The sequence below is a fragment of the Trueperella sp. HMSC08B05 genome, from assembly GCF_001808405.1.
In the GTDB taxonomy this organism is placed as follows: Bacteria; Actinomycetota; Actinomycetes; order Actinomycetales; family Actinomycetaceae; genus Trueperella; species Trueperella bernardiae.
Genome location: NZ_KV793269.1, coordinates 41,631 through 68,212, shown reverse-complemented (window position 1 = coordinate 68,212; position 26,582 = coordinate 41,631). Strand labels below are relative to the sequence as shown.

Sequence of the window (26,582 nt, the reverse complement as noted above, 5' to 3'; positions counted from 1 at the left end):
CTCGCCCGGGCGGTTTGCCCGGGCGAGCCATTCTTCTGCCACCACAAGACGAGAGTGGGCCTGGTCCTTCCAGTCGGCGCGCCCGCGCTGGCGAGCCGAGGCCACGAGCGAGAGCACCACGCCAGCGGCGGAGGCGGCGATGGCCGCGGGGTCGGCGTCGTGGGAAGCGCGCCTATACCAGTCCTCCTGGATCTGGCGCGCGCCGGCGTACTTGTCGCTCAACCCGGGGAGCACGGAGAGGTGGCCGAGCAGGCAGCCCCAGTCGTCGGCGCGGTAGCCGGGGCCGAGGGAGTCGAGGTCGAGCAGGCCGCTGAGCCGCCCGCCGCTGACCAGCAGGTTGGTCTCGTAGAAATCGCCGTGGGTGGGCACGAGCGGCCCGTAGTCCGCGCTGCGCCGCACGGCCATGATCCCCGCCGCAAGGTCTAAGACCCGGCCGGTGAGCTCGGGGCTCGCGGCGCCGGCGGCCCGCGCGTAGTGCTCGCACCTCTCGGCCCACGCCGGCCGGTATTTCAGGTCGAGCGCGGAGGCAGGCAGGGCGTTGAGCGTGCGCGTGAGCGACCGAAAGATCGAGGGCAGGTCGCGCCCGCTTTGGAAGCTGAGCGCGAGCGACTCGCCCTCCACCGCCGAGGTCACCACCAGCCCGTCGGGCCGGCAGACCACAACGCGCGGAGTGGGCAGCTCGGCGTCGGCGACGACGCGGTGGCGGGTGATGAGTGCGTCGAGCGCGTCGGGGCGCACCACCTTCGCGTAGCTGAGGCCGGCGTGCGTCTGCACGCGTAGCACGGCCCGGCGAGTGGGCCGGTAGCCGAGCAGTTCGACATCGCACTCTCCCACCAGGCCGGCCATGGCCTCCGGGTTGCAGGCGTCCGCGAGCGCGGGCAGTTCCGGGTCGCCGGGGAACTCCCACAGGTGGACGGGGAGGTCGCCGGCGTAGAGCGTGACGGCGCCGGCGGCGTCGAGCCTACTTTGGGGGATGCGGGCGGTGGAGGCGACGACGTAGCCGTCCTGGCGTTCGCGCACCTCTCGCGCGCTCGACTTGTGGCGCACCTCGTCCCATGTGACCGAGTAGCCCACCGAGATCCCGGCGCCTGGCCTGTGGTTGACCGCGCGCAGCCGCCACGAGCGCAGGATCCCTTCGCCGAGCGCCAGGGAGAGCATCTCCCCCGCGGACGGGCCGGTGAGGAGCGCGACAGCGCGGCGCTCGGTGTGGGTGGTCATGGTTCATTTATAGGAGTGATTGGGGAAGGTCTCAAATGCGCGGCGTGTATTGGGATGCCGCACCGACTAGGATGGGCGCATGCGAGATCTGAAGACTTTGCCCAAAGCACACCTTCATCTGCATTTCACCGGCTCCATGAGGGTCTCCACGCTGATCGATCTCGCCCGTGAGCAGGGCGTGCGCCTGCCCGCCAACCTCACCGACACCCAGGCCATGCAGGTGCCCGCGAACGAGCGCGGCTGGTTCCGTTTCCAGCGTGCCTACGACGCCGCTCGCAAGGTCGTGCGCTCGGAGGGCGCGATGCGCCGGATCGTGCGGGAGGCCGCCGCCGACGACGCCGCCGAGGGATCGCGCCGCCTGGAACTTCAGATCGACCCCACCTCGTATGCGCCCTTCGTTGGGGGCATCACGCCCGCGCTGGAGATCGTGCTCGACGAGGCGCAGGTGGCCTCGCGCGAGACGGGCGTGGAGGTGGCGATCATCGTGGCTGCTTCGCGAATCAAGCACCCGCTCGACGCCCGCACGCTCGCGCGCCTGGCCGCCAAGCACGCCGGCGACGGGCCGGGCCAGGTGATCGGCTTCGGCCTATCCAACGACGAGCGGCGCGGGGACACCTCCCAGTGGGCCACGGCCTTCAATATCGCCCGCAACGCGGGGCTGGCCAGCGTGCCGCACGCCGGCGAGCTACTCGGCCCGGACCACATCCGCCAGGTGCTCGACTACCTGCGCCCCACCCGCCTCGGGCACGGCGTGCGCACGGCCGAAGACACCGACCTGCTAGCCCGGATCGTGGGGGCCGGCATCGCGCTCGAGGTCTGCCCGGCGTCCAACATCTCGCTCGGCGTGTACTCCGACCCCGAAAACGTGCCCCTGCGCGTGCTGTACAACTCCGGCGCGCAGATCGCCCTCTCCGCCGACGACCCGCTACTCTTCCTCTCCCGCCTGACCGACCAGTACCAGATCGCCCGCGACCAGGGCTTTTCCGACGCCGACCTCGCCCGCTTCGCCCGCGACTCCATCACCGCCTCCATGGCCCGCATCGACTCCAAGCAAAAGTGGCTGGCCGAAGTCGAGGAGTGGCTGGCCGCGCCCGATCCTGACCCGGCTGGTTAGGCCGGGCCGTCTCGGCCCCTCCGGCTAGATCTCCTGACCGGCTAGATTTCCAGGCCAACCAGCACCGGTTCGGGCACGAGGGTGACGCCGAACTTCTCGGCAACCCCGTCACGGATTTCGCACGCCAGCGCCGCGATGTCCTCCCCGCTCGCCCCGCCACGGTTGCTGAGCGCCAGGCAGTGCTTGGTGGACAGGGCCGCCGGCCCGGGCATGCCATAGCCAGGCGTAAAGCCCGCGTGGTCGATAAGCCAAGCGGCCGACGTCTTGACCTGCCCCTCGATTACCGGAGCGGCGGCGCCAATTTGGTTGACGGCGTCGTGACGCGCCACCCCAAAGCGCGGCGCCTCGGGCGGCAGCAGGGCGGACTGCTCCTCACTGAGGACCGGGTTGGTGAAGAAGGAGCCGAGGGAGTACGTGTCGCGGTCGGCGTCGTCGAGGACCATACCCTTTGAGGCGCGCAGCTCGAGCACGGCGGCCCGCACGTCCGACGACGGCGCCCGCTCCCCGATCTCCACCCCGAGCGTGCGCGCGAGCTGGCCGTAACCGACCGGGCGGGACAGCGTGGCGCGGCGCATGTGGAACGTCACCGACAGCACCACCCAGCGCGGGCTGCCACCGCAAATCGAGCGCTTGAGGATCGAATCGCGGTAGCCGAACTTCATGTCTGAGAGGAACAGGGTCTTGAACTCGCCAGTCTGGCGGTCCCACGTGCGCACCTGGGCAAGGGTTTCGGCCACCTCCTGGCCGTAGGCGCCGATGTTCTGCACGGGCGCGGCGCCCACCGAACCCGGGATGCCCGACAGCGCCTCGAGGCCCATCCAGCCGTGCTCGATCGCGTAGACCACGGCCTCGTCCCACGGCGTGCCCGCGGTGACGCGCATCTCCGCGCCCCCGCAACCGTCCTCCATGAGGGTCTCAATCTGGGAGCGGGTGTCGTGGACGACCACGCCGTCAAACGGCTGATCGGACGCGAGGATGTTCGATCCCCCGCCGACCACAAGCACAGGCCGGCCCTCGGCGTCGGCCGTGGAGACGGCGTCGACGATCTCGGCCTCCGCGTGCGCGTTGACGATCTCCGCGACCGGCCCACCCACGCCGATCGTGGTCATCTCCGCCAGCGTGTTGCCGCGATAGCGGGTGGTGGCCACCGGCGGGATCGTGGTGGTGGGCTCAGACGGTTCTGGGATCTGGCACGACATGGGATCTCCTATCGGCGCGAAAGGTAGTAGCTGACCAGGCGGCCAAGCGGGCTGATGTTCGCCTGGAACTCCCCGATCTTCTCCACGATTTCGGGGTTGAAACGGGACTTGAATTGCATGAGGGAATCGGTAAGCGAGCCGTCCACGCCGCCGAGCGAGACGGACTCCAGCCCAGAGGCGAAGCCCTCGCCGAGCGCCACCACCCACATGAGGTGCTGGGCCGGGATATTACCGAAGTGGCGGTTCGTGCCCGCGTACAGCATCTCCGCCGAAGTGCCGAAGCGGACCATGAGAACGCCGGCCAGGGTCACGCGGCCGCGCTGGCCCGACTCCTCGAGCTCCGCGATGTTCTTGGCAGCCGAGGCGATCGAATCCTGCAGGCGGTTGCGCTTCTTCTTCGCGCTGGCCGGGGTAGCGGCAAGCTCGGCGGAATCGGCGTCGCGGCGGGCGGTGTAGGTGGCGATCGCGGAGTCGACGTCGAGGGTGGCCAGATAAATCTTGGCATCATCCCCGTAGGCGGCAAGGATCTTCTCGTAATACTCCCGCGAGCGCAGGCGGATCCCCTTCTCCTCCTCGGTCTGCTCAATGACGGAGAGGAACTCATTCAGCACGTCGGCCCCGCCCGAGGTGACCTCCACGAATCGGTTACGCGCGTTGTTGGCCAGCGTGCGCGACTTCTTCGGCAAGGTGGCCTGGTAGGCGGCGACGGCGTCGGCGGGAATGCCGGGCTGGGCGGCAGGAGCGGCGCCTGCAGGCGCGGGGACGGCGTCGGCGAGCTCAGCCGGGCGGAACGTGACCGGCATAAAGCGCGGCTGGAGCGACTCGTGCAGGCTCATGACAAAGCCGAGATGCTTGAAGCCGGCGGACTCGATGCGGCGGCCGATGTGGCGGGCGCGCGGGTCGTAGTGCTCGGGTAGCTCGGCCAGCGGGGCCTTGCGGACGGGCACGAACGGGTCGATCCGCACGGCCACCGCCCGGTTCTTCTTCGCGAACGCGCGCAGCTCGCGCAGGTAGACCTCCAGGTAGGGGCCCTCGAAGTCGAGGATCGGGCCGTGCGGCATGTACCAAAAGCTCATCCCCAACGGAAGGTGGCGCTTGAGTACCAGGCCCGCCGCAACCAGGGTACCCGTATCGTCGCGCAAGCCCGTCAGCGAATGGCCCCAGCCCTTCACCTCAGCCCATGCCGAGGACTGCAGCACGTTACACAGCGGGTGGCTCGCCACAAAGGCGTCGTATTCCTCGCGCGGAACCTCGATGAATTGCACGTGTCCTCCTCGTTCAGCTTCCATCCTACCCCGGGCTCTCGGTGCGCTCCGCCCAATACGGTCCACGTTACGCCCGGATTGAAATAACTTGGACGTTTCTGGGCCGATCTCCTCATATAAGAAGATCGCCGCGAAATCGTCCAGTTCTCTTTAACCATCGCGGCGATCACCGGCCGGACGGGCAAAAAAAGACCCCCGCTTGAGGCGGAGGCCGTAGAAGATGACTACCCTAGCGGGTTTCGCGGTGTGTGGTCGACGCATTGCACCTGGGGCAGTACTTCTTCATCTCCAGGCGATCCGGCGTGTTACGACGGTTCTTCTTCGTAATGTAGTTACGCTCCTTGCAAACCTCGCATGCGAGGGTGATCTTGGGGCGAACGTCTGCAGACTTACTAGCCACTATTTTTCCTCACGTTCGGCTTGTGAAGCGGGTGCTTCGTCGTTCTACGATACGGCGGTCGCCATACCGGTCGTAGCGAGGGCGGGGTTTGAACCCGCGACCTCACGATTATGAGTCGTGCGCTCTGACCAACTGAGCTACCTCGCCTCGTCCACCCCCGCGAACGGGAATGAATGGAGCCCCGAAAGGGAATCGAACCCTTGACCTTCTCCTTACCATGGAGACGCTCTGCCGACTGAGCTATCGGGGCAACCTTGGAAAGCCTACCAATCGAATGGAATGCATTCCAACTTCGCGGACGTGGCGCTTGCCATAACCGCTGTTCTTTCGAACTGTGGCGGGTGAGGGATTCGAACCCCCGTAGCTTTCGCGTCTGATTTACAGTCAGATACCATTGGCCGCTCGGTCAACCCGCCGTCGCGTACTCCCGAAGAAGTGCACGGCAAAGACATTAGCAGTTCTCCCCCGCGTACTGTCAAACCAGAACCCCCGCGCGGACTGCCGTCATGGTCACACTTGCCTAAGCTAGAGTGAGTGGGTAGTTCACACCGTTCAAGTTCAGGAGGAACCGTGGCCAACTCTTCGTTCGACGTCGTCAGCCGCTACGACACCCAGGAGGTCGACAACGCCGTCAACCAGACCGCCAAGGAGATCAGCCAGCGTTACGATTTTCGCAACGTCGACGCCGACATCACGCTCAAGGGCGAGACCATTACCCTGACCGCCAACACCGCCGAGCGCGTACTCGCCATCCTCGACGTGCTCCAGACCAAGCTCATCCGCCGCGGACTGTCGCTCAAGCAAGTGGACTTCGGCGACGGCGAGCCCCGGCTTTCCGGCAAGCTCTTCCACCTGTCGGGCTCGCTCAAGGAGGGCATCAGCCAGGAGAACGCGAAGAAGATCACGAAGCTGATCCGCGACGAGGGCCCCAAGTCCGTCAAGGCCCAGATTCAGGGTGACGAGGTGCGCTGCACCTCCAAGTCGCGCGACGACCTGCAGGCCACGATCGCTCTGCTCAAGGGAGCCTCGTTCGACGTCGCCCTCCAGTTCGTCAACTTCCGCTAGGCGCGGGCAGCGGCTCAGGGTCGTCTAACAGGGCTAGTACAGCTTGCCGTCGTGCTCCTCGCCGCGGGAGACGGCGGTCATGGTCTCGCGCTCGACCACCTTCAGCCGCGCACGCCCCCGCTCCGCGCCGAGCGCCATCTCGTACTCGTTGAGCAGCTCCCAGCCGCGCCACGTGGTGTAGCGAACGCCCCGTTCGTCGAGCACCTTGCTGGTTTCCTCCCAGCCGAGCGCATCGGTGGTGGCGTGAAGCTTGCCGGCCTCGTAGTCCTCCACGAGGTGCCCGATGGTCTCCTGGGCGTCCGACTTGGTGGAGCCGATGAGGCCGACGGGCCCGCGCTTGATCCAGCCGGTGGCGTACATGCCGGGGACTACCTCGCCGTCGGTAGTGATGACGCGGCCCTGGACGTTGGGGACAATCCCCCGGCCGGCGTCGTAGGGCGCCCCCGGGATCTCGGAAGAGAAGTAACCCACCGCGCGGTAGACGGCCTGGACGGGGTAGTCGATGAATTCGCCGGTACCCTTAACCGAGCCGTCGCCCTGGAGGGCGGTGCGCTCCATGCGGATGCCCTCCACGTGCTCGTCGCCAAGGATCTCGGCCGGCTGCTGGAGCATATGAATGTGGATGCGACGCGACGCCGTCAGGTCCTCCGGCTCCTGGAAGACCCACTCGGTGAGCTGCTCGACCACCTGGCGGGTCATCTTCGACTCTTCCATCGCCTTCTCCGAGCCGGCGTCGTAGTCGAAGTCCTCAGGGTAGACGATGATGTCGACGTCGGGAACCTGGCCCAGCTCGCGCAGCTCCATCGGGGTAAACTTCACCTGGGCGGGGCCGCGGCGGCCGAAGATGTGGACGTCCGTGACGGGCGAGCGGCGCAGGCCTTCTTCCACGTTGCCGGGGATTTCAGTGACCATGAGGTCGTCGGGGTGCTTGGCGAGGATGCGGGCCACGTCGAGCGCCACGTTACCTACGCCCAGCACGGCGATCTCCTTGGCCTCGAGCGGCCACGTGCGCGGGTAGTCTGGGTGACCGTCGTACCAGTAGACGAAGTTCGCCGCGCCGTAGACCTCCGGCAGGTTCGAGCCGGGGATGTTGAACGGGCGATCCTGGTCAGCACCCGTGGCGATGATGACCGCGTCATAGTGCTCGTGCAGCTCGTGGAACGTGATATCCCGGCCGATCTCTACGTTGCCCACCAGGCGAATGTCGCCACGCTGGAGCACGTTGTACAGGGCGTTGATGATCGCCTTGATGCGCGGGTGATCGGGGGCCACTCCGTAGCGCACCAGCCCGTACGGCGCCGGGAGCTTCTCATACAGGTCGATCTTGACCTCCACGCCAGACTTGGACAGGATGTCCGAGGCGTAAATTCCGGCCGGGCCGGCCCCAATGACTGCTACGTGAAGTGGACGATCGGCCACACTTTCCCCTTTATCGACTCTGGCGCCGGGCATCCCGGCCTAAACGCCCTCCATCCTAATTGTTCGCCCGCGCAACTTCCTAGATTAAGAAAGGGGCGGGTGACGTAATCGTCACCCGCCCCGGGTTTCCTGGGCGCCAGGCCCGCCTTACTCGTCGGCCGCCGGGCCGTACTCGCCCGTGGTGGCGTTCAGCCTGATCACGCCGTACGTCCACCCGCGGCGGCGGTAGGCCGCGCAGGGCTGCTTCGTCTCTTCGTCAATGAAGAGGTAGAAGGGGTGGCCCACCAGCTCCATCTCATCGATGGCCTGCTCCACCGACATCGGCTTGGCCTCGTACAGCTTCTGGCGCACGATCGCCGGCGAATCGCCAAGCTGGCTCTCCACCGCTTCGCCCACCGAGCTGGGGAGCGTGGGCTCTGCCGCCTCATCCGGCGCGGGCTTGGCCAGTAGCTCATCGACCGGCAGATCCTGGACCACTTCGTCCCGACGCTCGCCCTTGCGGCGGTTCTTCTTCTTTTCGTGGCGGCGGCGCAGGCGCTCGAAGAGCTTCTGCGCGGCCAAGTCAAGTGCTCCGAAACGGTCGGATGCTGAGGCTTCCGCGCGGACCACCGGTCCCTTATCCCGAACGGTGATTTCAATCCGCTCGGATGTCTCCACCTGGGACGGATTCGATTCGTGCGTGACTTCCACTTCAACGCGCTGCGCATACGGAGCGTACTGCTCGATCTTGGCGAGCTTGTCCTCCACGTGCGACCGGAACCTACCCTGAACCTCGGTGTTCCTACCGGTGACGACGATTTCCATGATGACCTCCTTGGCCGTTTTCGAAAGTGGGAATGACCCAAAAACTATGCCTGCCTCTGCAAGCGACTGCCTCGCCTCCTTCCGTGGTATTTCGCCTGTTCACGTAAAGATTTTGGATGTTGTTATTATACGGCCCGGAAGGGCTCAGTGTGACCTCTTACACGAAACTCCCGGGGATCTTTCGCCGCCGCGAGCACGAAAGCGCCACGTACCGTGCCTCCGCGCGATTTCACCGCGCGCGAAGCCCCCGCCAGGGTCGCCCCGGTTGTCACGACGTCGTCCACCACGATCACGTCCGCGCCCTCCAGGCCCACCGGCAGGGCCGTGATTCCCCGGGCCTTCTTTCCGCGTGCCTGCAGGTTGGCGCGTTGCCTGCCCATTCGCCCGACGGCGTCCGCCACCGTACCGCCGAGCCGCTCCAGCCGGCTGCCGGCCCGGCCCAGCCCACCGGGAAGCCCTCCCGCCCGCTGGCGCCGCAGCACGATGCCCACCTCGGCACCGTACATCTCAGCCACCGCCTGCGCGATCACACCGGCCACGAACCGGCCCTGCCGGGCGCGCTTCGGCGCGGAGGGCGCGGGCACCACGAGCGTGGCCGCGAGCTCGGGAGGCGGGTGGGCGCCGATGACCTCGGCGAAGGCGCGGTCCATCCGGCGGTCAGCCATGTTCTTCCAGGCCACCACGGCGCTTGCCGCCGGGCCCGTGTAGCTCGCGAGCGCGAACACCGGAAACTCGGCGCGCTCCTCGCCCGCCACGCCGACGTAGGGCAGGTGCTCGCTCACGTCCTCCCACCCGGAAAACTCCACACGGCAGCTCGCGCACAGGTCTTCGTCCCATGCCCCGCACCCGGCGCACCAGCGCGGGTAGAGCAGGTCGAGGAGGGCGTTCCATTGGTCGTTCATCCACATGCCCTCATGGTGTCTCAGCGCCCCCGCCCGCAAAGGCCGATAACGAGCAAATGTGGACAGCCGCCCCGCGAACCTACCTGTGGAAAGCCTCGCGCGTCAGCCCGGCAACGCCGGCGCGGTCACGCCGTCGGCGATGAGGCGCCAGCCCGCACCGTCGTAGGAGAAAAGCCGGTTGGAATTGTCCTGGATAATGATCGTGTCGAGGCCGCGCCCGGCTGTAAGGTCCACAACCCCGTCGACCGCCGCAAGCGACGTCGTCGGCGTGCCGATGCCAACCACATGGATCGAGCTGGTGGACGACGTCGACTGCCGGCCCACCACCGCGAGCCGCACGTCACTCACCCAGGCCACGTCTGTGACGTCCGCGAGCGACTGCCCGAAGCGCAGCGGCGCGCCGATCTCCGTGGGCGCACCACCCGAATCACGCAGGATCGACACGGCGTTCATCTGGACCTCGCCCTTTTGGTCGGTGACGATCGCCATCCGCGATCCTTCGCGCGAAACCGCGAGGCTACGCACGTTCAACCCCTGCAGGTAGGGAAGCGGGAGCCGCTTCGTCTCGCCCGAGGCGAGGTTGACCGCGATCAGCTCCCCGTTCGAGGCCGCCTCGGCCGACCACACCCAGCCGCGCGCATCGATCGAGGGGGCCACCAGCTTCGTGCCGCGCGCAAGCAGGGTGGGCGCACTGCCGTCGAAGCGGACTTCGTATAGACCCGTGCCGTCGTTGCCGAGGGCGGCTCCCCTGCTGACAGGTTCGGTGTAGGACGTGGCGAGGTGGGTCAGGCCCAGTCCCCCGCCGTCGCCAAGCACGCTGACCTCACCACCGCTGATGGTGGCCGGCGCCCCATCCGCGAGGGCGGCGAGCGTGTAGCTCGCGTACTGATAGGCGCTGAGGTCGATCTTCGAGGGGAACTCGAGTTCGGCACCCTCGGAACTGAGCTTGACCTCCTGGATGCCAGGCAGGTTGAGCAACGTCTTGGAGATTTGGGCTTCCATCGCCATCATGTCAGACGCCGTCATCGAGGCCACCTCGGAGCTGAGGTCCACCTGCGCCACGCCGTCGGTCACGCGCACGCCCCTTTGCGTCAGGCGTGCCTCGGACGGGATGGCCGAGTGCGCGGCGGGCGACAGCCACGACGACGGCCCGGCCAACACCGCCTGAACCGCGCTCGTGGCCTGCGACGTCGTCAAATACCAGCGCACCTCCGGCACGAGCGAGCTGCGGTCGGAGTTGAGGAAGTAAATGGTGGTCTCGCTGTAGAGCGAGGTGAAAATCGAGCTGGGCACCACCATGCCCTGGTCGAGCACGGCTATGCGCCACTCGCCGTTCGCATCCCGGGTGAGGGAAAACTCGGAATTGAGGATCGCGTCCGGCGTGGCCACGGTGTAGCGCCCGGCCTCGTCCAGGGTTGCCGACGCCGCCGCACTCACCCGGATCGCGCCCGTACGGGTGGAGGAAATCGAGGGGTTCTGGGCGTCTTGGTAGACCCGCACTTCGGTAGTCGGGTCCCAGCGGGCGGAGGCCTCGGGCGTGAGGAACTGGCGGGCCACCGTGAAATCGCCGGACAGTCCCGCCGCCGACGCGCGAAGGAAGTCCGTCACCAGGGCCTCCGGTGTGGAACCCGGGGTGGGGCCCTGCGGATCGAGGACCACGCCGCCACCGGTGTTCGCCGGACGCTCCACCTCCTGCGGGGCGCCCGAGGTGGGCAGGCTGGCACATCCGGCGAGGACGAGGGTCACGAGGAGAATGAGCAGCTTCTTCACGATTCCTCCTGACTCTTCACGTCCAGGCGCAGTTCGACCGCCGCGTCCGGGTCCTCTTCGACGACGACGTTGAACGGGCCACTCGCCGTCGGCTCGGCTACCTCCGGGGCTTCGGCGGGCAGGGGCTCAGGCACCTCGAGCGGGAGCGGCGGCACGAAGTCCTGGTGGGGTACCTTGGGCAAAGTAAAGAGGAAGGTGGAGCCCACGCCCAATTCGCCGGCCACCTCGATCGTACCGCCGTGGATCTGCGCGTCCTCGCGCGCGATTGTCAGCCCCAGGCCCGTGCCACCCGACTTGCGCACGCGCGAGGAATCCGCCCGCCAAAACCGGTCAAAGACGTGGCTGATCTGCTCCGGCGACACCCCCACCCCGTGGTCCTGCACGCGCACCGCCACCGCCGTGTCGTTCGCTGCGACGACGACGTCGACAGGGTTGCCCTCCGCATGCTCGAGCGCGTTGACCAACAGGTTGCGGGCCACACGCCGCACGCGCCTGGGTTCGATCTCGGCTATCGTGTCGCCCATGGCCTCGTACGTGACCGTGACCCCGTTCGATACGGCGAGCGGGTCGGCCGCCTCAATCTCGTCGGCCACGAGGGAGCCGACGTCGGCCGGCTCGGTGGCGAGGGTCATGCCGCCGGCGTCGTACCGGGAGATCTCCAGAAGGTCGGCGAGCGTGGCGTCGAGGTTGAGTAGCTGGTTGTACTGCAGCTCGGCCGCGCGCTTGAGGCCGGCCGGCAGGTCCTCGCGGTGGTCGTAGATGAGCTGGCCCGCCATGCGCACGGTGGTCACCGGTGATCGCAGTTCGTGGGAGACAGCCGAGACGAACTCCGTTTGCACCTTGGAGATGCGCTCCATCTGGGTGAACTGGGTCTCGAGCGACTCAGCCATCTGGTTAAAGGACTCGGCCAGCTGCGCGATCTCGTCCGAGCCGCGCACCTCCATCCGCGTGTCGAACTCGCCGTCGGCCAACAGCTGTGCCCCGCGCGACGCCGCCCGCACCGGGGTCAGCACCCAGCGCGTCACCGCCCAGCTCACCACGCCGAGGATCGCGAGCAGGATCGCGATCGACAGCCACATCACCCGGATCGTGGTGCTAATCAACGACTGCTGGTTGCCCAGCGAATAGGCGGCATACAGTTCGTAGCTACCCGAGCCGCGGATGTCGAGCGTCGTCCCCACCACGATGCCCGGGATCGTCTCACCATCCGACTGCAGGTTCACCGACTGCCAGCCGATCTGTCCGCCCTCCGTGACGAGCTGGCGCAGGTCCGCCGACACGAGCGAGCGCACCTGTGTGGCCGAGGCCGTGGCCGACTCAAAAATCTGAGTGGGTAACGGCTCCTGATCCGGCGTGCGGATGAGCACCGCCCCCAGCAGGCCCCGGGACGGGTCATACATCGACGACACCAGCTGGTTCGCCACCTCCTGCGAACGGCCCGCAGTCGGTGCCGACGCCGTAAAGCGATCCTGGGCCAACTGCACGTCGGTGGAAAACTGCTCCACGTTCGTCGTGACCGCATTATCAAAAACAGAGGAGCGCACCTGGCTGGAAATCGCCAGGCCCATGATGACGATGCCGGCGATTCCAGCCAGCACGATGAGCGCCACCACACGCAAACTGAGCGAGGAATACCAGCGCTCGCGGATGGAATCGAGGCGCCGAACGGTGGCGGAAATGCGCTCGCGAGCTAGCGCGCTCACCGGCTCGCGTTCCCGGCGCGGTAGCCCACGCCACGAACGGTGAGCACAACCTCAGGGTTTTCCGGGTCCTTTTCGACCTTCGAGCGCAGGCGCTGGATATGGACGTTGACCAGGCGCGTATCGGAGGGATGGCGGTAGCCCCACACCTGTTCAAGCAGCTCTTCGCGGGTGAAGACCTGGAATGGCTTGCGGGCCAGCACCGACAGCAGGTCGAACTCCAGGGGCGTGAGGTGGAGCGGCTTGCCGTCGCGGCGGACCTCGTGAGCCTTGAGGTCAATTGCCAGATCGGCGATCTTCAGGGTCTCGGTTTCGGGCTCCTGGCGGCGCAGGCAGGCCTTGACGCGGGCAAGCAGCACGGAGTTTTCGAAGGGCTTGGTCACGTAGTCATCCGCGCCGGCCTCCAGGCCCGCGATGACGTCCACCGAGTCCGTCTTCGCGCTCATCATGATGATCGGCACGTCCGACTCATCACGCAGCGCGCGGGCCACCGACACGCCATCCATTCCCGGCAACATGACGTCCAGAAGAATGAGGTCCGGATGCTCCGCGCGGAAAAGGGGCAGGACCGAATCGCCGTGGGCGCACGCGGAGACGACATAGCCCTCGGTTTCCAGCAGAATTGCCACCATCTCCGAGATCGCGGGATCGTCATCAACCACTAGAATGCGCGTTGCCATAGCCTCTACCCTCTGTTGGCGCTTTTGACGACATGATATCAGTTGCCTCCGACAACTCCCGGTATTGTGGGCCCCTTAAAAACTGTCGGAGGGATCGGGTAAATTGGTTCACGTATCGACACGAAAGGTTATCCGATGTCCGCATTCGATTCCCAGGGTCCCCGGTACGGGCAGTACGGCGATGACCAGCCGCAGATCCACCAGCGCGTCGAACCGTGGCGCACGGTCATCCCGATGCACCCGCTGGGAGTGGGCGAAACGCTCGATGCCACCATGCGCCTCCTGCGCTTCAACCCCGTGCCCTTCATCGTATTCCCGATCGTGGTCAACCTCGTGGTCGCCGCGCTCGAGGTGCTGCTCTCGCTGGCCTTCGGTCAGTTGGTCTCACGTGAGGTGGTGGGGGCCACCAACCTGACGCTCTATGCCCTGACCGTCGCAATCATCTACTTCTTCGCCAACATGCTCGTGCTGGTCGCGGGCACGCGGGTCACCTTGGCGTCGGTGCGCGGCCAAAAACTGTCGCTGTCCGAAACCTTGGCCCTCGCACGAGCCGGCCTGGGCAAGATCGCTCTGCGCATGATCGTCCTGGCGCTTTTCGCCATCGCGGCCGGCGTCGTGGTAGTCCTCATCTTTGCCGCGGCCATCAGCGCGCTCGCCCTCAGCGCGTTCAGCTTCGCGGACTCGTCGGGCACAACGATCACGTTCATGATCCTGTCATTCCTCGTCTACGTCGTCGCGGTCTTCCTGCTGGTCTACCGCTTCTCGGTGGCGGTTCCCGCCTTGGTTGCTGAGGACATCGGGCCGGCCGAGGCAATCGGGCGCTCCTGGCGTCTCACCCAGGGCTCGCTTGGCTACTTCGCTGGCCTGTACATCACCCTCAGCATCATTATGTCGGTCCTTTCCGGGGTGCTCGGCATCGTTTTCGGCCTGGTCGTCGGCGGTGTTTTCAGCAACTCCGGAGATATCGTGGCCGCCACGGCCGGCAGCGCGGTGAGCATCCTCTTCACGCTCCTCATCTCAGCCCTGCTGGTGCCGATCTCCATGGCACTGATCAACCTCATTTACGTCAACATGCGGATGAAGCGGGAGAACTTCCATCAGGAGTTCTTGTACGGCGCCGGTCAGGCAGCCGGCCCCGGCGCCTTCAGCCAGCCGAACCAGTACAGCCAGCACAACCGATACGACCAGTACGGGCCTCAGGCTGGATACACCCCGCCCGTGTACGGTAACGACTCCGGTCAGGTCGGTGACGGCCAGAGTGGCCAGGGTTACGGCCAGTCTTACGGCCACAACGGCCAGAGCTACGGTCAGGGTGACGGCACGCAGTACGGCCAGTCTTACGGCTACAATGGCCAGACTTACGGCTATGGCCAGGCGGGTCAGTACGGCCAGCCGGGTCAATACGGTCAGCAGAGCCAGTACGGTCAGCAGGGACAGGATACCGAGTCCGGCAAGGACACCCCCGGCGAGCGCCCGAGCTGGTATGGAGATTTTGAGAAGTGACCTTCGTTCCCTTCACCCCGGATGCGGACACCGCTCAGCAGCTAGCGGAGGCCGAGCTGTCGAAGGCGATGTATGACCACTCGCCCAGCCTCCTCTCGCGCTTCTTGCAATGGTTGTTTGAGCGGCTCAACATCGTGGTGAACGAGCTCAACCCGGGTGAGGGCGGGGCGGGGAACCTCGTGGTCATCATCGGACTGGCCCTGTTCGTGGTGGCTGTCATCGTCTTTGCTTACCGCCGCTCGCGGGCCAGTAGCGCACCGGCTTCTCGCGAGCGCGAGCAGCTCTTTGATGATGACCGCACGTCTGCCGAATTGTTCAAGGCGGCCGACCGGGCCGAGCAGGCGGGGGATCTCAACCTCGCCGTCGTCGAACGTTTCCGCGCAATCATGCGTCTGCTTGACGAGCGCGAGCTCATCCACGTGGTGCCGGGAATGACTGCCCAGGAGGCGGCTGAGGCCGGCTCACGCAAGCTCGGGCACATCGATGAGTTCTCGGCGGGCGCCCAGCTTTTCAATGACGTCTACTACTGGCACCACCAGGCTACGGCGGCGGACGTGGAGTCGGTCCACCGCCTGCACCGCGTAGCCGCGCGCGAGGTGGTCGTATGAGCGTGTCGGCACCAAAGCGATCTCGCACGGGTATCCTTCTGTCGCTCATCGCGGTGCTCGCGCTCGCGGTCATAGCCTTGGTCGACATCCCGCAGCAGGGCGAGCCCTACTCCCCCACGTCCACTGCCTCCACGGGCACGCGCGCCCTGGCCCAGATCCTCAAGAATCATGGGGTGGACGTGTCCGAGGTGAGCCCGCTAGAGGCGATGGACTCAGCGGACACCGACACCACGCTGGTGATCGACCCCAGTTTCTACGCCCCCACCGAGGTGACCGAGGACCTGGTGAATTCCCGGGCCACCATCGTGGTCCTCGGGGACTCCTCCAGCATGTACGATTTCGGCTTCGAGGGTTACACGGAGAGTTTCCCGCCGATCCCGGTGGCCGCGAAGTGTCAAGACCCGGATGCGCAGGAGGCGCGCGGGATCAGCCCCCTCTCCCTCGCTTTCAGACCAGACCGGGAGAGGGACGTGACGGGTTGCTTCCCCCAGCTCGGCGGTTACGGCTGGGTGCAGCTCACCTCCAACCCGAAGATCTCCCTAATTCTCGATCCGACCTTCCTCACGAACGAATACCTGGCCGACCACGGCAACGCCGCCTTCGCCATGCGCAAGCTCGGCACCCAGCCGAAGGTCTTGTGGGTGAGTGGCGATTACTGGGAATCCGAGATGCGGACCACGCCGCAGTGGGCGGGCCTGCCCACCTGGTTCTACCCCCTCCTCGTTGGCCTGGTACTCACGGCCCTGTGGTGGGCCTTCTACCGCGGGCGCCGCTTCGGAAAGCTCGTAGCTGAGCCCATGCCCGTCGTCGTGCCTGCCTCCGAGGCCGACGCCGGCCGCGGCCAGCTCTACCACCGCGGGCGGGCCACCGAGCACGCAGCCCGTGCCCTGCGCGCCGGAACGATCTCGCGCGTGGCGCGCGGGCGCCTGAGTCCGACCTCGCCGCGCGAGGTGGTCGTGGACGTGCTCGCCCGGGTCAGCGGACGCGATCCGTCCGCGATTGACGCCCTGTTCTACTCTCTCCCCATCACGTCCGACACCGACCTGTCGAGGCTGGCTGACCAGCTCGATGAATTCGAAAGGGAAATCAATGACCGCTGATTCCAACCAGCCATCCGGGCGCCAGGGCCAAGATCCGGCCCAGGGCATCTACCAGCCCCCGGTCACTGCGCACGCGCAAGGCGACCCACAGCCAGGCGGCTACCAGCCGCAGTCTCCGGCTGTCTCTCAGTCCACCCCGCAGGGGGCGCCCCAGGGAGCGCCGCGCGCGCAGGGCTTCCGTCCGGAGGTGACTCAGCCGGCGCAGGAGGAGCCGGCCCAGTCGGCCACGGCGGAGAAGTTCCGCCGCATCCGCGCCGAGATCGCCAAGGCGATCGTGGGCCAGGATCACGCCGTCACTTCGGTGCTCATCGGCTTGTTGTGCGACGGGCACGTCCTCCTTGAGGGTGTGCCGGGCACCGCGAAGACCCTGCTGGTCCGCTCGCTGGCCGCGGCACTCGAACTGGACGCGAAGCGCGTGCAGTTCACCCCGGACCTGATGCCGGGTGATCTCACGGGCTCGCTCATTTACAGCGCATCCACAGGCGAATTCTCGTTCCGCCCCGGACCGGTTTTCACCAACCTACTCATTGCGGACGAGATCAACCGCACCCCGCCCAAGACCCAGGCGGCCCTGCTCGAGGCGATGGCTGAGCACCAGGTGTCGGTGGACGGCCAGCCGCGCGAGCTCGACGATCCGTTCATGGTGGTCGCCACCCAGAACCCGGTGGAGTACGAGGGCACGTACCCGCTGCCGGAGGCCCAGCTGGACCGCTTCATGCTCAAAACCATCCTGCCGTTGCCCCCGCGCGAGGTGGAAGTGGAGATTCTGCGCCGCCACGCGGGCGACTTCGATCCCACGGACCTCAGCACCGCCAAGATTGAGGCGGTGGCCGGCGCTGACGACGTGCGCCGGGCGCGCGAGGAAGTGGCAAGCGTGGAGGTCGGCACCCGGGTGCTGGATTACATCGTGGACCTGGTGCGGGCTACCCGCGTGTCGCCGGCGGTCTCGCTTGGTGTCTCCCCACGTGGCGCCACCGCGCTCCTGCATGGCTCGCGCGCGTGGGCGTGGCTATCCGGGCGGAGCTACGTGACACCCGACGACGTCAAGGCCCTCGCCGTTCCCGCCCTCACCCATCGCATCCAGCTTCACGCTGAGGCCGAGCTTGACGGGGTCAGCCCGCGCTCGGTTATTGAGTCGATCCTCGCTTCGGTGCCGGTGCCGCGCTGATGTTCATTCGCCTTCCCGCCGTGGTCTGCTCCGTGCTCGGCATCGTGTTCGGGGTGGCGACCCGCGACGCCGGCATCGCGGTGCTGATCACCATCGTGTTGGTGTTCCTCGTGTTGCTCGACGCCGCGCTCGCGCCCAACCCGTCGGTCCTCGTGGCCGACCGGAACGGGGATGATTCGGTGCGTGTGGGCGACGAGGCGGCCGCCACGCTCACCCTCACGAACCCGTCCGGGCGCAAGATCTCGGGCATGTTCCGGGATGCGTGGCCGCCGTCGGCGAACGTTTCCCCCTCGCGCCACGGTTTCCGTCTGAGGCCGCGCAGCGAGGCTATCTTCGATTCCTCGCTGCGCCCCGAACGGCGCGGCACGATCCACTCCTCCACGGTCACGGTGCGCACGTTCGGCCCGCTGGGCCTGGCCGGTCGGCAGAAGTCCGCCCCCACGTCCTGGCAAATCCACGTGCTACCGCCGTTCGTCTCGCGGCGCAACATCCCCTCGCGGGTGCGGCAGTTGCGCGAACTCGATGGGCGCTCCCTCCTCCTCACTCGCGGCGAGGGCACCGAGTTTGACTCCCTGCGCGAATACGTGGCCGGCGACGACGTCCGAGCCATCGACTGGCGCTCCACGGCCCGCCTCGGTGAGACCGTGGTGCGCACATGGCGCCCCGAACGTGACAGGCACGTGGTCATTGTTCTCGACGCCGGCCGTGGCGGCGCCCTGCGCGTGGCGGAAGGTCCTGCCTTCGACACGTTCATCGAGGCGGCGCTCTTGCAGTCGGCGATCGCGCAGCGAGCGGGCGACCGTGTGTCGGTCATCGCCATGGACGATCAGCTGAGGGCGCGGCTGGCCTTAGAGCACACGAAGACGATCACGCACAAGGTGGCCCAGACCCTGGCCGACATCGAGCCGAGCTTGCACGCCACCGACTGGGCCTCGCTGCCGGCCTACATTTCGCAGATCTCGAAGCGGCCCGCGTTCGTGGTCATCGCCACCACGATCGGCGGTGGCACGCTCTCCTCCGGGCTGGTCGACGTCCTGCCCACCCTCAAGCGCACCCACACCGTGCTCGTCGCCTCGGTTCACACGGGCGATCCGGAGCGGGAAGAGGAGGTGGGTGCCATCTACGAGCTCGCGGCTCACGAGCGCTCCCAGATCGAGGAGAACAACCTGGCCCGGTCCCTCGAGCGCGCGGGTGCGAAGGTGGTGCGCTCGGACGCGGAGGGCCTGCCCGTGGCGGTGGTGGATACCTACATGAGCCTCAAGGCCCGGGGTCTGCTCTAGTCCGGTCTGTTCCAGTCGACAACTTCTTCTCACCACCGGCCGGGCCTCAGGCCACCCTCGGCTAGGCAGCGTAGCGGACCAGGTCCTTCTCCTTAGGTTCGCCGCGACCGAAGGCGTAGACCCAGATCCAGAAGGCCGCGAGCACGCCCGCGCCGATCGCGACCTTCACACCCCAATGCAGGTAGGACGGGGTCACGAAGCCTTCTAGCAGGGCCGAGATGAAGAGCACGCCCACCAGCCCGAAGCCGACGAACATGGCCTGTTTACCCTCGACGGCAAGCGCCTGCAAGCGGGGCCGGCCGCCTGGCACCAGCATCGTCCAGAAGAGCTTGAGCCCGGCGCCACCGGCCACGAAGATCGCAGTCAGCTCGAGCAGACCGTGGGGCAAGATGAGCTGGAAGAAGATCGGCAGGAGCCCGAAGTAGTCGAGGATCGCGCCCGCCTGCCCCACTGACACGGCGTTGGTGGCGAGCACGTAAACAGGGAAAACGCCCGTGATGCCCCCGCCCACGGCCTGCAGCGCAATCCACGCATTGTTAGTCCACACCATCGCCCCGAACTGAGTGCCGGAATACTCGCGGTAGTAGGCGGCGAAGGACTCGTCAGCGTACGAGCGCAACAGCTCGTAGGGTCCGAGCTGGAAGATCTCGTTGGGGTACATACGGAAATAGACGATGACGATCGCGGCGATCGCCACTGCCGCGATCGTCACGGCGTGTGCCCACCAGCGGATCCGGTAGAAGGCGTGCGGGAGGGTGGAGGTCAGGGCGTGACCGAGCGAGCGCAGGTTTGCGCCCCGGATCTCGGTCAGGCGGGCCCGGGCGGCGCCAACGGTGGCAGAGAGCGTGAGAATGAGGTCGGCGTCGGGGGCCTGCGTGCGGATGGTGGCCAGGTGGGCGGCGGAGGCCTGGTAGAGGCGCACGAACTCGTCGGCTTCCGGGCCGGTCAGACGCGGCCGGGCCGTCAGTTCGTCGAGGCGCTCCCACTGGGCCTGGTGCGCTTTGGCAAAAGCTAGACTCTCCACACTCCAAGGGTGCCACAAATGGGGCGCGGGTTGCAGGTAGGCTTGGAGGCGTGGCAGAACACAGCATCATCACGGGCGAGGGAGTCGAGCTCGAGCTCCCCGCCGCGACCGTGCTTTCGCGCATCGTCAGCGGGCTCATCGACTACGGCCTCATTGTCATCGCCTACGTCGTCCTCATCTTCAGCCTGGCCAACACGTTCCCCACTTTCAACGGGGCGCAGGTGGCCACGATCGTGGTGTCCGTGACCGCCGTCTTGTTCTGGCTTCTGCCCGCGCTTGTCACGACTACCTCCAACGGGCGCTCGCTCGGCAAGCTCGTCACCCGCACGCGCGTGGTACGGCTCGACGGTGGCACGATCACCGCCAACCAGGCCTTCATTCGGGCCACGGCCGGGATCCTCGAAGTGTTCGTCGCGTTCGGCGCGATCGCCACGATCACCAGTTTTATCACGAAGAACAGCCAACGGCTGGGCGACATGCTGGCAGGCACGTACGTGGTGCGCTGGCCGTCGCGCAGCGACTGGGAACCGAAGGTCTCCATGCCGCAGGGCCTGGCCGCCTGGGCCGGGGTCGCCCAAACGCGCGCGCTGCCCACGGGCCTGTCCCTCAATATCGCCGATTTCCTCAAGGGCCGCGAGCGCCTCACCCCGCAGGCCCGCCAAGCCCAGGCGCGTGCGCTGGCGGCCGCGTGCGAGAAGTACGTCTCTCCCCCGCCCCCGTGGGGCACGCCGGCCGAGGCCTTCATTGAGGCCGTCACTGTCATCCGTTATGACGTTGAACGCCGCCGCTACACCGAGGTCACCGAGCGCCGCCAACGGTTGGGCACCCGCGTGGCGGAAATCCCTTACGGCCTGGGCGAATCAGCCTAGCCGTAGTAGTAGTCGATGTCCTCCGGGTAGCAGTCGAGGGCGCTGGCGAGCTGGCTGGTGACAACGTCGTGGATGAAGAGCCGCGGATCGGGCTCGCGGCGCATTTGCTCGAGGATCGGCATCCGATAGAAGATGAGGCGCCCGTGGATCTTCGCGGGCCGCTCGAAGGGCAGGAAGCGTGCGAGCGGCACGCCGTCTTCCCAGGGAGCCGGGTCCTGGCCGGGCACGTCCATGACCGCGAAGTCGAAGCGGTCCATTTTAGCCCCGAGTGTGCGGCGGTAGGAGCCGAGTTCCCAGGCGAGGAGATCGTCGAATTCGTCGGCGCGGGTACGCCAGGCGGGGATGGAGGCGGGCAGGATGGGGCAGCGGGGGCCGCGGCCGTGGCGGTCGCGGCGTCGGGCGGATGCGGGGAAGACCATGAACCTACCCTAACGCCTCTGCCGCGGGGCACGGGGATGCGACTAAGGTAGGAGCCGTGAGTCTTCGAAAGTGTTCCCGCGTTGGTTGCCAGCAGCCGGCAGTTGCCACCATGACGTACGGCTATCGCGAGGCCACGGCCGTGATCGGCCCGCTGTCGCCGGTGCCGTTGCAGGGCGCTTTTGACCTGTGCAAGGATCATGCCAATCACGTGACCGCGCCAGTGGGCTGGCAGATGGTTCGCCTCCAGACGGAGTTTGAGGAGGCGCCGCCCTCCACTGACGACCTGCTCGCCCTCGCTGACGCCATCCGCGAGGCCTCTCGCCGCGACGTGCCGCCGCCCAAGCCGGCCCAGCGTGAGATCCGCCGGCCCGCCGCCGACGTCTCCACTCGGCCCCACCCGCGCCCGCGCCTCACGCTGATCGACGGCGGGGATAACGACGACCGCGCCACCGACGCCGACCGCCCCAGCGACGACGCCCGCTAGCGCCGGCCGCGCCTAGTTGGCGATGGTGAGCCGCACGGCCTGGCTGGTGGTGGAGTCCTGGGTGAGTGCCATCCAGGCGATCCCCGTGTCCGTGTGTAGGAGCGCGGCGCCGTACATTGGCTGGTCGGCCTCGAGCGTGACGTAGTGGGCCTCGGCCGGAATCTCCACGCTCGCGATCTCGTCAACGTTCAGCACTTGGCTATCGAGTTGCGCGCCGTCGACGTCATAACTCGTCCAGCGTGCCTGCCCGCTGCCGTTCAGCACTAGCGTGCCCGCGTGGGGGCCGGCGGCGATGCCCCCGGCTGTCACGGGTTCGCGGCCGGCGAGCCAGGCGACGTCCACGCCGTCGTCGCCGGAACGAGTAAGCGAAACCCCCACCGCGACGTCGGTCCTGGCGCTGACCCGCACACCGTAGGAGCCGGGTGCGAGGCCGGCGAGGGAGAGGTCGAGCACGGACTGGGGCGCCACCTCCACGCCCTGCGCGCCGTCGAGCGGGCGCTCCTCCTCCCCGAGCGTGGCAACGTTGACGGTGGTCGGCTCGTCGTGGGGGTTGACGATGCGCAGGGCGGCGGTGGTGTCGGCGTCGACGACGACGCCCGGGATGACCACGTCCGTGCCCGCGGCGGAGTCGGTGAGCATGTCGATGCCGGCGGGGGTGACGCCGTCGAGCTGGAGGACCTGCATGGCGGCTACGAAGGCGCCCGTGTCGGAGGAGAGCCGGATGGCGATGCGGGAGTCGGGCGGGATGAGGCCGGTGAGGTCGCGCGTGGCTTCGCCGCCGGCCTCGAGCGACAGGGTGGACAGGCCCTGGATGTCGAGCTGGCCGGCCGAGGAGTAGACCGCGATGTCGATCGTGGTGGCGGTGGCCGAGGCGTTGCGGACCATGAGCGACAACCACGTGCCCACCTCGCTCGACCCGCCGACCAGCCACACGGTGTTCGCCGGCCACTCGCACGGGGCGGCGATGAGGCCGCGTGAGTCGCCGGCTTGGGCGGTCTGGATGGAGGCGCCGGCCATCACGCCCTTGCCGCGTACCACCCCCACGGCCTGCCCGCCCGCGATCTGTGTGAGAACGCCGGTGAAGGGCGTGCTGTCGAAGGTGGCGGCCCCGTCGGACAAGACGCCGGCCCAAGAGCTCTTGCCCTCGACGACTTCGGACACGTTGATGCCGCCGGTGTTGGCGTCTTGGGCGTGGGCGTAGCATACGAGGCTGGCCTGGCTTGGTCCGGCCTGGCCCTGCGGCGCGGCCACGGTGGTGGGCGCGGCGGGCTGCGCGGCCGGCATCGCGGTGGCCAGGCCCGCGCCGGCGGCGAGCGCCAACACGCCCACCCCGCTCACGAGCGCCGCAAGTTCTTTCTTCATTCGATGCCTCCCACCCGCCGGCGCAGAGGCAGCGCGGTGACCAGGCTGGCCAGGAGCGCCACGAACTGCGCCACAACTGTGACACGGTGCACCCGGTCTACGTAGTCGATATGCACGTCCCCGGCGTCCGGCAGCTGCCAGGCCTGCGCCCAGCTGTCCTCGATCGTCTCGAGCCTCTGGCCGTCGAGCGTGGCCACCCACCGCGCGTCGGCCCGCTCGGCAAGCGAGAGCGTGCCGGGTCCCGTTACTTCCCCTTCCGCGTTCACGACGCCCGAGGCGAGGCCAGCGTCCGCCCGCGCGCGGTCTGCCGGCTCGGTGACACGCCAGAAGGTCCCGGCCTCGCCCGTGGTGACGTACTGGAGGCCGGGGATGGTGTGGAGGCGGCCGACTAGCTGGCTGCGGAACTCCGGCGATTCGCCCTCCCCCGCCGGTGGGACGAGCACGATCGCGATGGCGTGGTCGGCCAGCTCGGCGCCGTCCCCGGAGCCGCGGGTGAGCCCGGCCACGGCGTCGGCGAGGGCGGAGTCGGCGGAGTCGGGATCCATCGCCTGCCCGCGCGCCATGGTGTATTCGTGGAGCTCGATGCCCTGGCCGCGCCAGAGTTCGGCGCTGACGCCCTCGGAGGTGGGGGTAAGGGCGAGGACGCGCTCGTGGCGGGCCTCGGCCTCCACGCCGAGCGCGGGGAGGGCAGGAGCGTTCGCGCCGAGCACGGGCTCCTCTTCCCACACGGTCTGCAGGCCGCACCCACCCGCGGCCACAACGGCGAGCGGCAGGGCGAGCATGACGAGCCCGCCCACGATCTGGGTGGCCCCAAAACTGCGGCGGCGCATGGCGGTGCGAAGCCCGTGCGAACCACAGATGATCGCGATCCACGCGCCCAACCACGCCAACGAATAGCCCACTATCGGCGAGCCCTCCACGGACTCATACCCGCCGGTCACCAGCCGGTATCCCACCGTGAACGTGGGGGCGAGCGCGGCGACACCGAGGCCGGCGGCGAGAATCAGCCAGCCGAGGCGGATCCACCAACGCCGGTGCAGGCGCAACAACGCGAGCGCGGCGGCGCCGAACACGGACGCGACCGCCACGAGGAGGACGGGGTCGGTGCGCACCTGGTCCACCATGACGAGGGCCGGGGTGGCGCCCGTCGGTACGCCCGGCTGGGCAAACAGCAAGCCGGGGGAAAACGCGCCGCGCGAGGGCGCAAGCAGGAGCAGGGCCGGCACGGGCACCCACAGCCAGCGCTTGCGCTGCCCAGGCCTGCCCGCCACGCCGATCACAGCGACCACGATCGCTACGGCAGCAAACAGGGGCGTGGCCGCCGCCAGCACGCCGAACGCCAGCGCAAGTAACCCCAGGCTACGCGCCGAGCCACGCCAGGCCCCGGCGATCGCGAACAGTGTCACGGGCAGGGTCACGTGCACGACGACGGCCCCGATCTGCCCATCGGCCAGCGCCGCCATGAACGGGGGCGCCACCACCCAGGCAAGCGCTGCGACGGTCCGCACCACCCAGGAGGCGGACATCCGCCCGGCAGCAAGGTAAGCGAAGAACGCGGCGGCCGGGATCGCCAGGTACAGCATGCCGGTGGCGAGCGCGCCGAGTGTCAGCCCGAACGGGTGACCAAGGACAAGGAAGGGCAACATCGCCACCCACAGGGGATCCACCGCATAGGCGTGGCCGGATCCCGAGTCGAGCCAACCTGACCAAATGAGGCGGGCCAGGTCCGGCGCGCCCGTGGTGTCGGCCGCGAGCCCGCCGCCCGAAAGCACGCCCGCGGAGAACACGGGCAGGAAGAACACGACCGCGACCAGCGCGGCGATCGCCACCGACACGAGCCCACCCCTGCGGGAGTGGCGGGCGAGGTCTGCGCGGGCCTTGATGGTGAGCGGGTCGGGCTGCTCGGCCAGAATCTTGGCCTCCTTGGCCGACCTCTTCGATTCGCGGCGCGCCGATCGGATGTCGGCCGGCCGGGCCTCGAGCGCGGTCAGGGCGTCGGCCCCCACGGACGCGACCTTTGCGATCCGGCGCCGCCCGCGCACGACGTCGTCGAGCATGGTCAGCACGCGCGCCCCGGCTCCCAGCTCGGCCCAGGCAAGGGCCGTGTCCTTCGTGACGAGCCGGGCCAGGGATCGCGGCAGTGCGAGCAGCAGATAGCCGAGCACGTAGAGCGGCACGAGGGCGCCGGGCGCGGCGAGTAACGAATTGTAGATCTGGGCCGAGCGGCGCTGGGCGTAGCTACGGTCGGGGTTCTCGCCCAGGCCGGCGCGGGCGTGGCGGACCACGGCGGCCGGGTCGACCACCACGCGGTAGCCGGCACGGCGGGCGCGGCGGGAGAATTCGAGCCCCTCGCCAAAGGGCCCAAGGAACGGGTCAAGCCCGCCGAGCTCGTCCCACATGGAGCGACGCACCAAAGCCCCGGCCGTCCCCACCGCGAGCACATCGATGCGCGAATCGTACTGACCCTGGTCGCGCTCCCCCGCCTCTACCTCGGGCACGCGCCGCGCGCTGCGGGTGGCGCGGATGCCCACCTCCAGCAGCACCGGCGAGTCCGCATCCTCCCACGCGATCTGCTTGGGGCCGACCACACCGATGCGGTTCGATCCCTCGCCGGTACGCAACAGGGTGTCGAGGGCCGCTGGTTCGGGGCGGGAGTCGGCGTGTAGGATCCACAGCCAGTCCGACTCGGGAAGCTGGAGGCCCGCGATCACCTGGCCGAGGTTCTTGCCGGCGCCGTGGACGAGCTGGATGTGCTCGCCGTCGGGATCGAGCTGAGCGTGAACCGGCTGGACGAACGGGGAATCGAGGCTGGGCACGGCCACCACGATGTGGTCAGGGCCGTGGATCTGCTCCCTCAGCCCTGCCAGCGTGTCGGCCAAAAAAGAAAGGTCACGGCGGTGGCACACCACGATCGCCGTGACTTTCTCACGAGTAACGCTCTCCACTAGCGAGCTCCGCGCGCTGCCTTACGCTCGCGAGCCATACGCTTGCGGTCATTGTCCGAAGTGCCGCCCCAGATGCCGTGGCGGATGTCGTTCGTCACGGCGTATTCGAGGCACTCGGCCCGCACGGAGCAGTTCTTGCAAATGGACGTGGCCGGCGCGGTAGATCCGCCCTTCTCGGGGTAAAAAATGTCAGGATCCGTCTGCGCACACAGCGCCTCTTCCATCCATGACAGGTCCGCGTCCTGGGCAAAGCCGTAGCCGAGGTCAAAAATTCCCTGCATCA

24 protein-coding genes and 3 tRNA genes are annotated in these 26,582 nt (G+C 67.7%); 9 read left to right on the top strand and 18 right to left on the bottom strand.

Annotation, left to right across the window (positions count from 1 at the left end; all coding sequences use genetic code 11):
* The coding region (locus HMPREF3167_RS07855) for a phosphotransferase (RefSeq protein WP_070446355.1) at nucleotides 1-1,218 on the bottom strand (1,218 nt) is incomplete at its 3' end.
* A 79-nt stretch (nucleotides 1,219-1,297) separates the two neighbouring features.
* Between HMPREF3167_RS07855 and HMPREF3167_RS07850 the strand changes: the two genes are divergently transcribed.
* Nucleotides 1,298-2,332 carry an adenosine deaminase gene (locus HMPREF3167_RS07850; RefSeq protein ID WP_062613601.1) on the top strand — a complete coding sequence of 345 codons (1,035 nt, stop codon included), beginning with the start codon at nucleotides 1,298-1,300 and terminating at the stop codon, nucleotides 2,330-2,332.
* A gap of 41 nt (nucleotides 2,333-2,373) precedes the next feature.
* Here the strand turns inward: HMPREF3167_RS07850 and HMPREF3167_RS07845 are convergent, their stop codons facing one another.
* From HMPREF3167_RS07845 to HMPREF3167_RS07825, 6 genes are all read right to left on the bottom strand, one after another.
* Nucleotides 2,374-3,531 carry a UDP-N-acetylmuramate dehydrogenase gene (locus tag HMPREF3167_RS07845; RefSeq protein ID WP_062613602.1) on the bottom strand — a complete coding sequence of 386 codons (1,158 nt, stop codon included), beginning with the start codon at nucleotides 3,529-3,531 and terminating at the stop codon, nucleotides 2,374-2,376.
* An 8-nt stretch (nucleotides 3,532-3,539) separates the two neighbouring features.
* Nucleotides 3,540-4,796 carry a peptidoglycan bridge formation glycyltransferase FemA/FemB family protein gene (locus HMPREF3167_RS07840; protein ID WP_070446353.1) on the bottom strand — a complete coding sequence of 419 codons (1,257 nt, stop codon included), beginning with the start codon at nucleotides 4,794-4,796 and terminating at the stop codon, nucleotides 3,540-3,542.
* 229 nt (nucleotides 4,797-5,025) lie between these two features.
* A complete protein-coding gene (gene rpmG / locus HMPREF3167_RS09490; RefSeq protein WP_082661174.1) occupies nucleotides 5,026-5,196 on the bottom strand; it encodes a 50S ribosomal protein L33 in 171 nt (56 codons plus the stop codon).
* Nucleotides 5,197-5,269: 73 nt separating this feature from the next.
* Nucleotides 5,270-5,343 (bottom strand) — tRNA-Met (locus HMPREF3167_RS07835).
* A 27-nt stretch (nucleotides 5,344-5,370) separates the two neighbouring features.
* Nucleotides 5,371-5,446, bottom strand: a tRNA-Thr gene (locus tag HMPREF3167_RS07830).
* Nucleotides 5,447-5,531: 85 nt separating this feature from the next.
* Nucleotides 5,532-5,612: transfer RNA gene (locus HMPREF3167_RS07825), tRNA-Tyr, on the bottom strand.
* A 154-nt stretch (nucleotides 5,613-5,766) separates the two neighbouring features.
* Between HMPREF3167_RS07825 and HMPREF3167_RS07820 the strand changes: the two genes are divergently transcribed.
* Nucleotides 5,767-6,261 (top strand): YajQ family cyclic di-GMP-binding protein, encoded by a 495-nt coding sequence (locus HMPREF3167_RS07820; RefSeq protein WP_068538828.1) that lies wholly within the window; start codon nucleotides 5,767-5,769, stop codon nucleotides 6,259-6,261.
* A 33-nt stretch (nucleotides 6,262-6,294) separates the two neighbouring features.
* On the opposite strand, the gene HMPREF3167_RS07815 is transcribed toward HMPREF3167_RS07820, so the two are convergent.
* From HMPREF3167_RS07815 to mtrA, 6 genes are all read right to left on the bottom strand, one after another.
* Nucleotides 6,295-7,713 carry an FAD-dependent oxidoreductase gene (locus HMPREF3167_RS07815; RefSeq protein WP_068538827.1) on the bottom strand — a complete coding sequence of 473 codons (1,419 nt, stop codon included), beginning with the start codon at nucleotides 7,711-7,713 and terminating at the stop codon, nucleotides 6,295-6,297.
* A gap of 114 nt (nucleotides 7,714-7,827) precedes the next feature.
* On the bottom strand, nucleotides 7,828-8,484 hold the full coding sequence (gene hpf, locus HMPREF3167_RS07810; protein WP_062613606.1) for a ribosome hibernation-promoting factor, HPF/YfiA family: 657 nt from the start codon (nucleotides 8,482-8,484) through the stop codon (nucleotides 7,828-7,830).
* 125 nt (nucleotides 8,485-8,609) lie between these two features.
* The gene (locus tag HMPREF3167_RS07805; protein ID WP_070446351.1) at nucleotides 8,610-9,392 is read right to left on the bottom strand and encodes a ComF family protein; all 783 of its coding nucleotides are present in this window, start codon (nucleotides 9,390-9,392) and stop codon (nucleotides 8,610-8,612) included.
* Between the two features lie 96 nt (nucleotides 9,393-9,488).
* Nucleotides 9,489-11,156 (bottom strand): LpqB family beta-propeller domain-containing protein, encoded by a 1,668-nt coding sequence (locus HMPREF3167_RS07800; protein ID WP_062613608.1) that lies wholly within the window; start codon nucleotides 11,154-11,156, stop codon nucleotides 9,489-9,491.
* Nucleotides 11,153-12,859, bottom strand: a complete 1,707-nt coding sequence (gene mtrB, locus HMPREF3167_RS07795; protein ID WP_070446349.1) for an MtrAB system histidine kinase MtrB — start codon at nucleotides 12,857-12,859, stop codon at nucleotides 11,153-11,155. Before mtrB ends, HMPREF3167_RS07800 begins: the two co-directional genes overlap by 4 nt.
* On the bottom strand, nucleotides 12,856-13,536 hold the full coding sequence (gene mtrA, locus HMPREF3167_RS07790; protein ID WP_062613609.1) for an MtrAB system response regulator MtrA: 681 nt from the start codon (nucleotides 13,534-13,536) through the stop codon (nucleotides 12,856-12,858). The genes mtrB and mtrA overlap by 4 nt, the downstream gene beginning before the upstream one ends.
* Nucleotides 13,537-13,671: 135 nt before the next feature.
* Here mtrA and HMPREF3167_RS07785 point away from each other — a divergent pair, with 135 nt between their 5' ends.
* The 5 genes from HMPREF3167_RS07785 to HMPREF3167_RS07765 are packed head-to-tail and all read left to right on the top strand — an operon-like array spanning nucleotide 13,672 to nucleotide 19,195.
* Nucleotides 13,672-15,039 (top strand): glycerophosphoryl diester phosphodiesterase membrane domain-containing protein, encoded by a 1,368-nt coding sequence (locus tag HMPREF3167_RS07785; protein ID WP_068538824.1) that lies wholly within the window; start codon nucleotides 13,672-13,674, stop codon nucleotides 15,037-15,039.
* Nucleotides 15,036-15,647, top strand: coding sequence for a DUF4129 domain-containing protein (locus HMPREF3167_RS07780; RefSeq protein ID WP_062613611.1), 612 nt, complete (start codon nucleotides 15,036-15,038; stop codon nucleotides 15,645-15,647). The genes HMPREF3167_RS07785 and HMPREF3167_RS07780 overlap by 4 nt, the downstream gene beginning before the upstream one ends.
* Nucleotides 15,644-16,747, top strand: coding sequence for a DUF4350 domain-containing protein (locus tag HMPREF3167_RS07775; RefSeq protein ID WP_083281131.1), 1,104 nt, complete (start codon nucleotides 15,644-15,646; stop codon nucleotides 16,745-16,747). The genes HMPREF3167_RS07780 and HMPREF3167_RS07775 overlap by 4 nt, the downstream gene beginning before the upstream one ends.
* Nucleotides 16,737-17,915 carry an AAA family ATPase gene (locus HMPREF3167_RS07770; protein WP_083200575.1) on the top strand — a complete coding sequence of 393 codons (1,179 nt, stop codon included), beginning with the start codon at nucleotides 16,737-16,739 and terminating at the stop codon, nucleotides 17,913-17,915. Before HMPREF3167_RS07775 ends, HMPREF3167_RS07770 begins: the two co-directional genes overlap by 11 nt.
* On the top strand, nucleotides 17,915-19,195 hold the full coding sequence (locus tag HMPREF3167_RS07765; RefSeq protein WP_068538822.1) for a DUF58 domain-containing protein: 1,281 nt from the start codon (nucleotides 17,915-17,917) through the stop codon (nucleotides 19,193-19,195). The genes HMPREF3167_RS07770 and HMPREF3167_RS07765 overlap by 1 nt, the downstream gene beginning before the upstream one ends.
* Before the next feature lie 61 nt (nucleotides 19,196-19,256).
* Here the strand turns inward: HMPREF3167_RS07765 and HMPREF3167_RS07760 are convergent, their stop codons facing one another.
* The gene (locus tag HMPREF3167_RS07760; RefSeq protein WP_062613614.1) at nucleotides 19,257-20,219 is read right to left on the bottom strand and encodes a stage II sporulation protein M; all 963 of its coding nucleotides are present in this window, start codon (nucleotides 20,217-20,219) and stop codon (nucleotides 19,257-19,259) included.
* Between the two features lie 50 nt (nucleotides 20,220-20,269).
* Between HMPREF3167_RS07760 and HMPREF3167_RS07755 the strand changes: the two genes are divergently transcribed.
* Complete coding sequence (locus tag HMPREF3167_RS07755; protein WP_062613615.1) at nucleotides 20,270-21,088, top strand: RDD family protein; 819 nt, start codon at nucleotides 20,270-20,272, stop codon at nucleotides 21,086-21,088.
* On the opposite strand, the gene HMPREF3167_RS07750 is transcribed toward HMPREF3167_RS07755, so the two are convergent.
* Entirely contained in the window at nucleotides 21,085-21,507 is a 423-nt protein-coding gene (locus HMPREF3167_RS07750; protein WP_062613616.1) for a metallopeptidase family protein, read from the bottom strand. The two genes, HMPREF3167_RS07755 and HMPREF3167_RS07750, sit on opposite strands and share 4 nt — an antisense overlap.
* 56 nt (nucleotides 21,508-21,563) lie before the next feature.
* Between HMPREF3167_RS07750 and HMPREF3167_RS07745 the strand changes: the two genes are divergently transcribed.
* Entirely contained in the window at nucleotides 21,564-21,992 is a 429-nt protein-coding gene (locus tag HMPREF3167_RS07745; RefSeq protein WP_236698673.1) for a DUF3499 domain-containing protein, read from the top strand.
* Nucleotides 21,993-22,004: 12 nt separating this feature from the next.
* On the opposite strand, the gene HMPREF3167_RS07740 is transcribed toward HMPREF3167_RS07745, so the two are convergent.
* Genes HMPREF3167_RS07740 through HMPREF3167_RS07730 form a run of 3 tightly spaced genes read right to left on the bottom strand, consistent with a single transcriptional unit; the run spans nucleotide 22,005 to nucleotide 26,580 of the window.
* A complete protein-coding gene (locus HMPREF3167_RS07740; RefSeq protein ID WP_070446345.1) occupies nucleotides 22,005-23,354 on the bottom strand; it encodes a DUF5719 family protein in 1,350 nt (449 codons plus the stop codon).
* The gene (locus HMPREF3167_RS07735) at nucleotides 23,351-26,299 is read right to left on the bottom strand and encodes a glycosyltransferase family 2 protein (protein WP_070446343.1); all 2,949 of its coding nucleotides are present in this window, start codon (nucleotides 26,297-26,299) and stop codon (nucleotides 23,351-23,353) included. Before HMPREF3167_RS07735 ends, HMPREF3167_RS07740 begins: the two co-directional genes overlap by 4 nt.
* The gene (locus HMPREF3167_RS07730; RefSeq protein ID WP_062613620.1) at nucleotides 26,299-26,580 is read right to left on the bottom strand and encodes a WhiB family transcriptional regulator; all 282 of its coding nucleotides are present in this window, start codon (nucleotides 26,578-26,580) and stop codon (nucleotides 26,299-26,301) included. Before HMPREF3167_RS07730 ends, HMPREF3167_RS07735 begins: the two co-directional genes overlap by 1 nt.
* Between the last annotated feature and the right edge of the window lie 2 nt (nucleotides 26,581-26,582).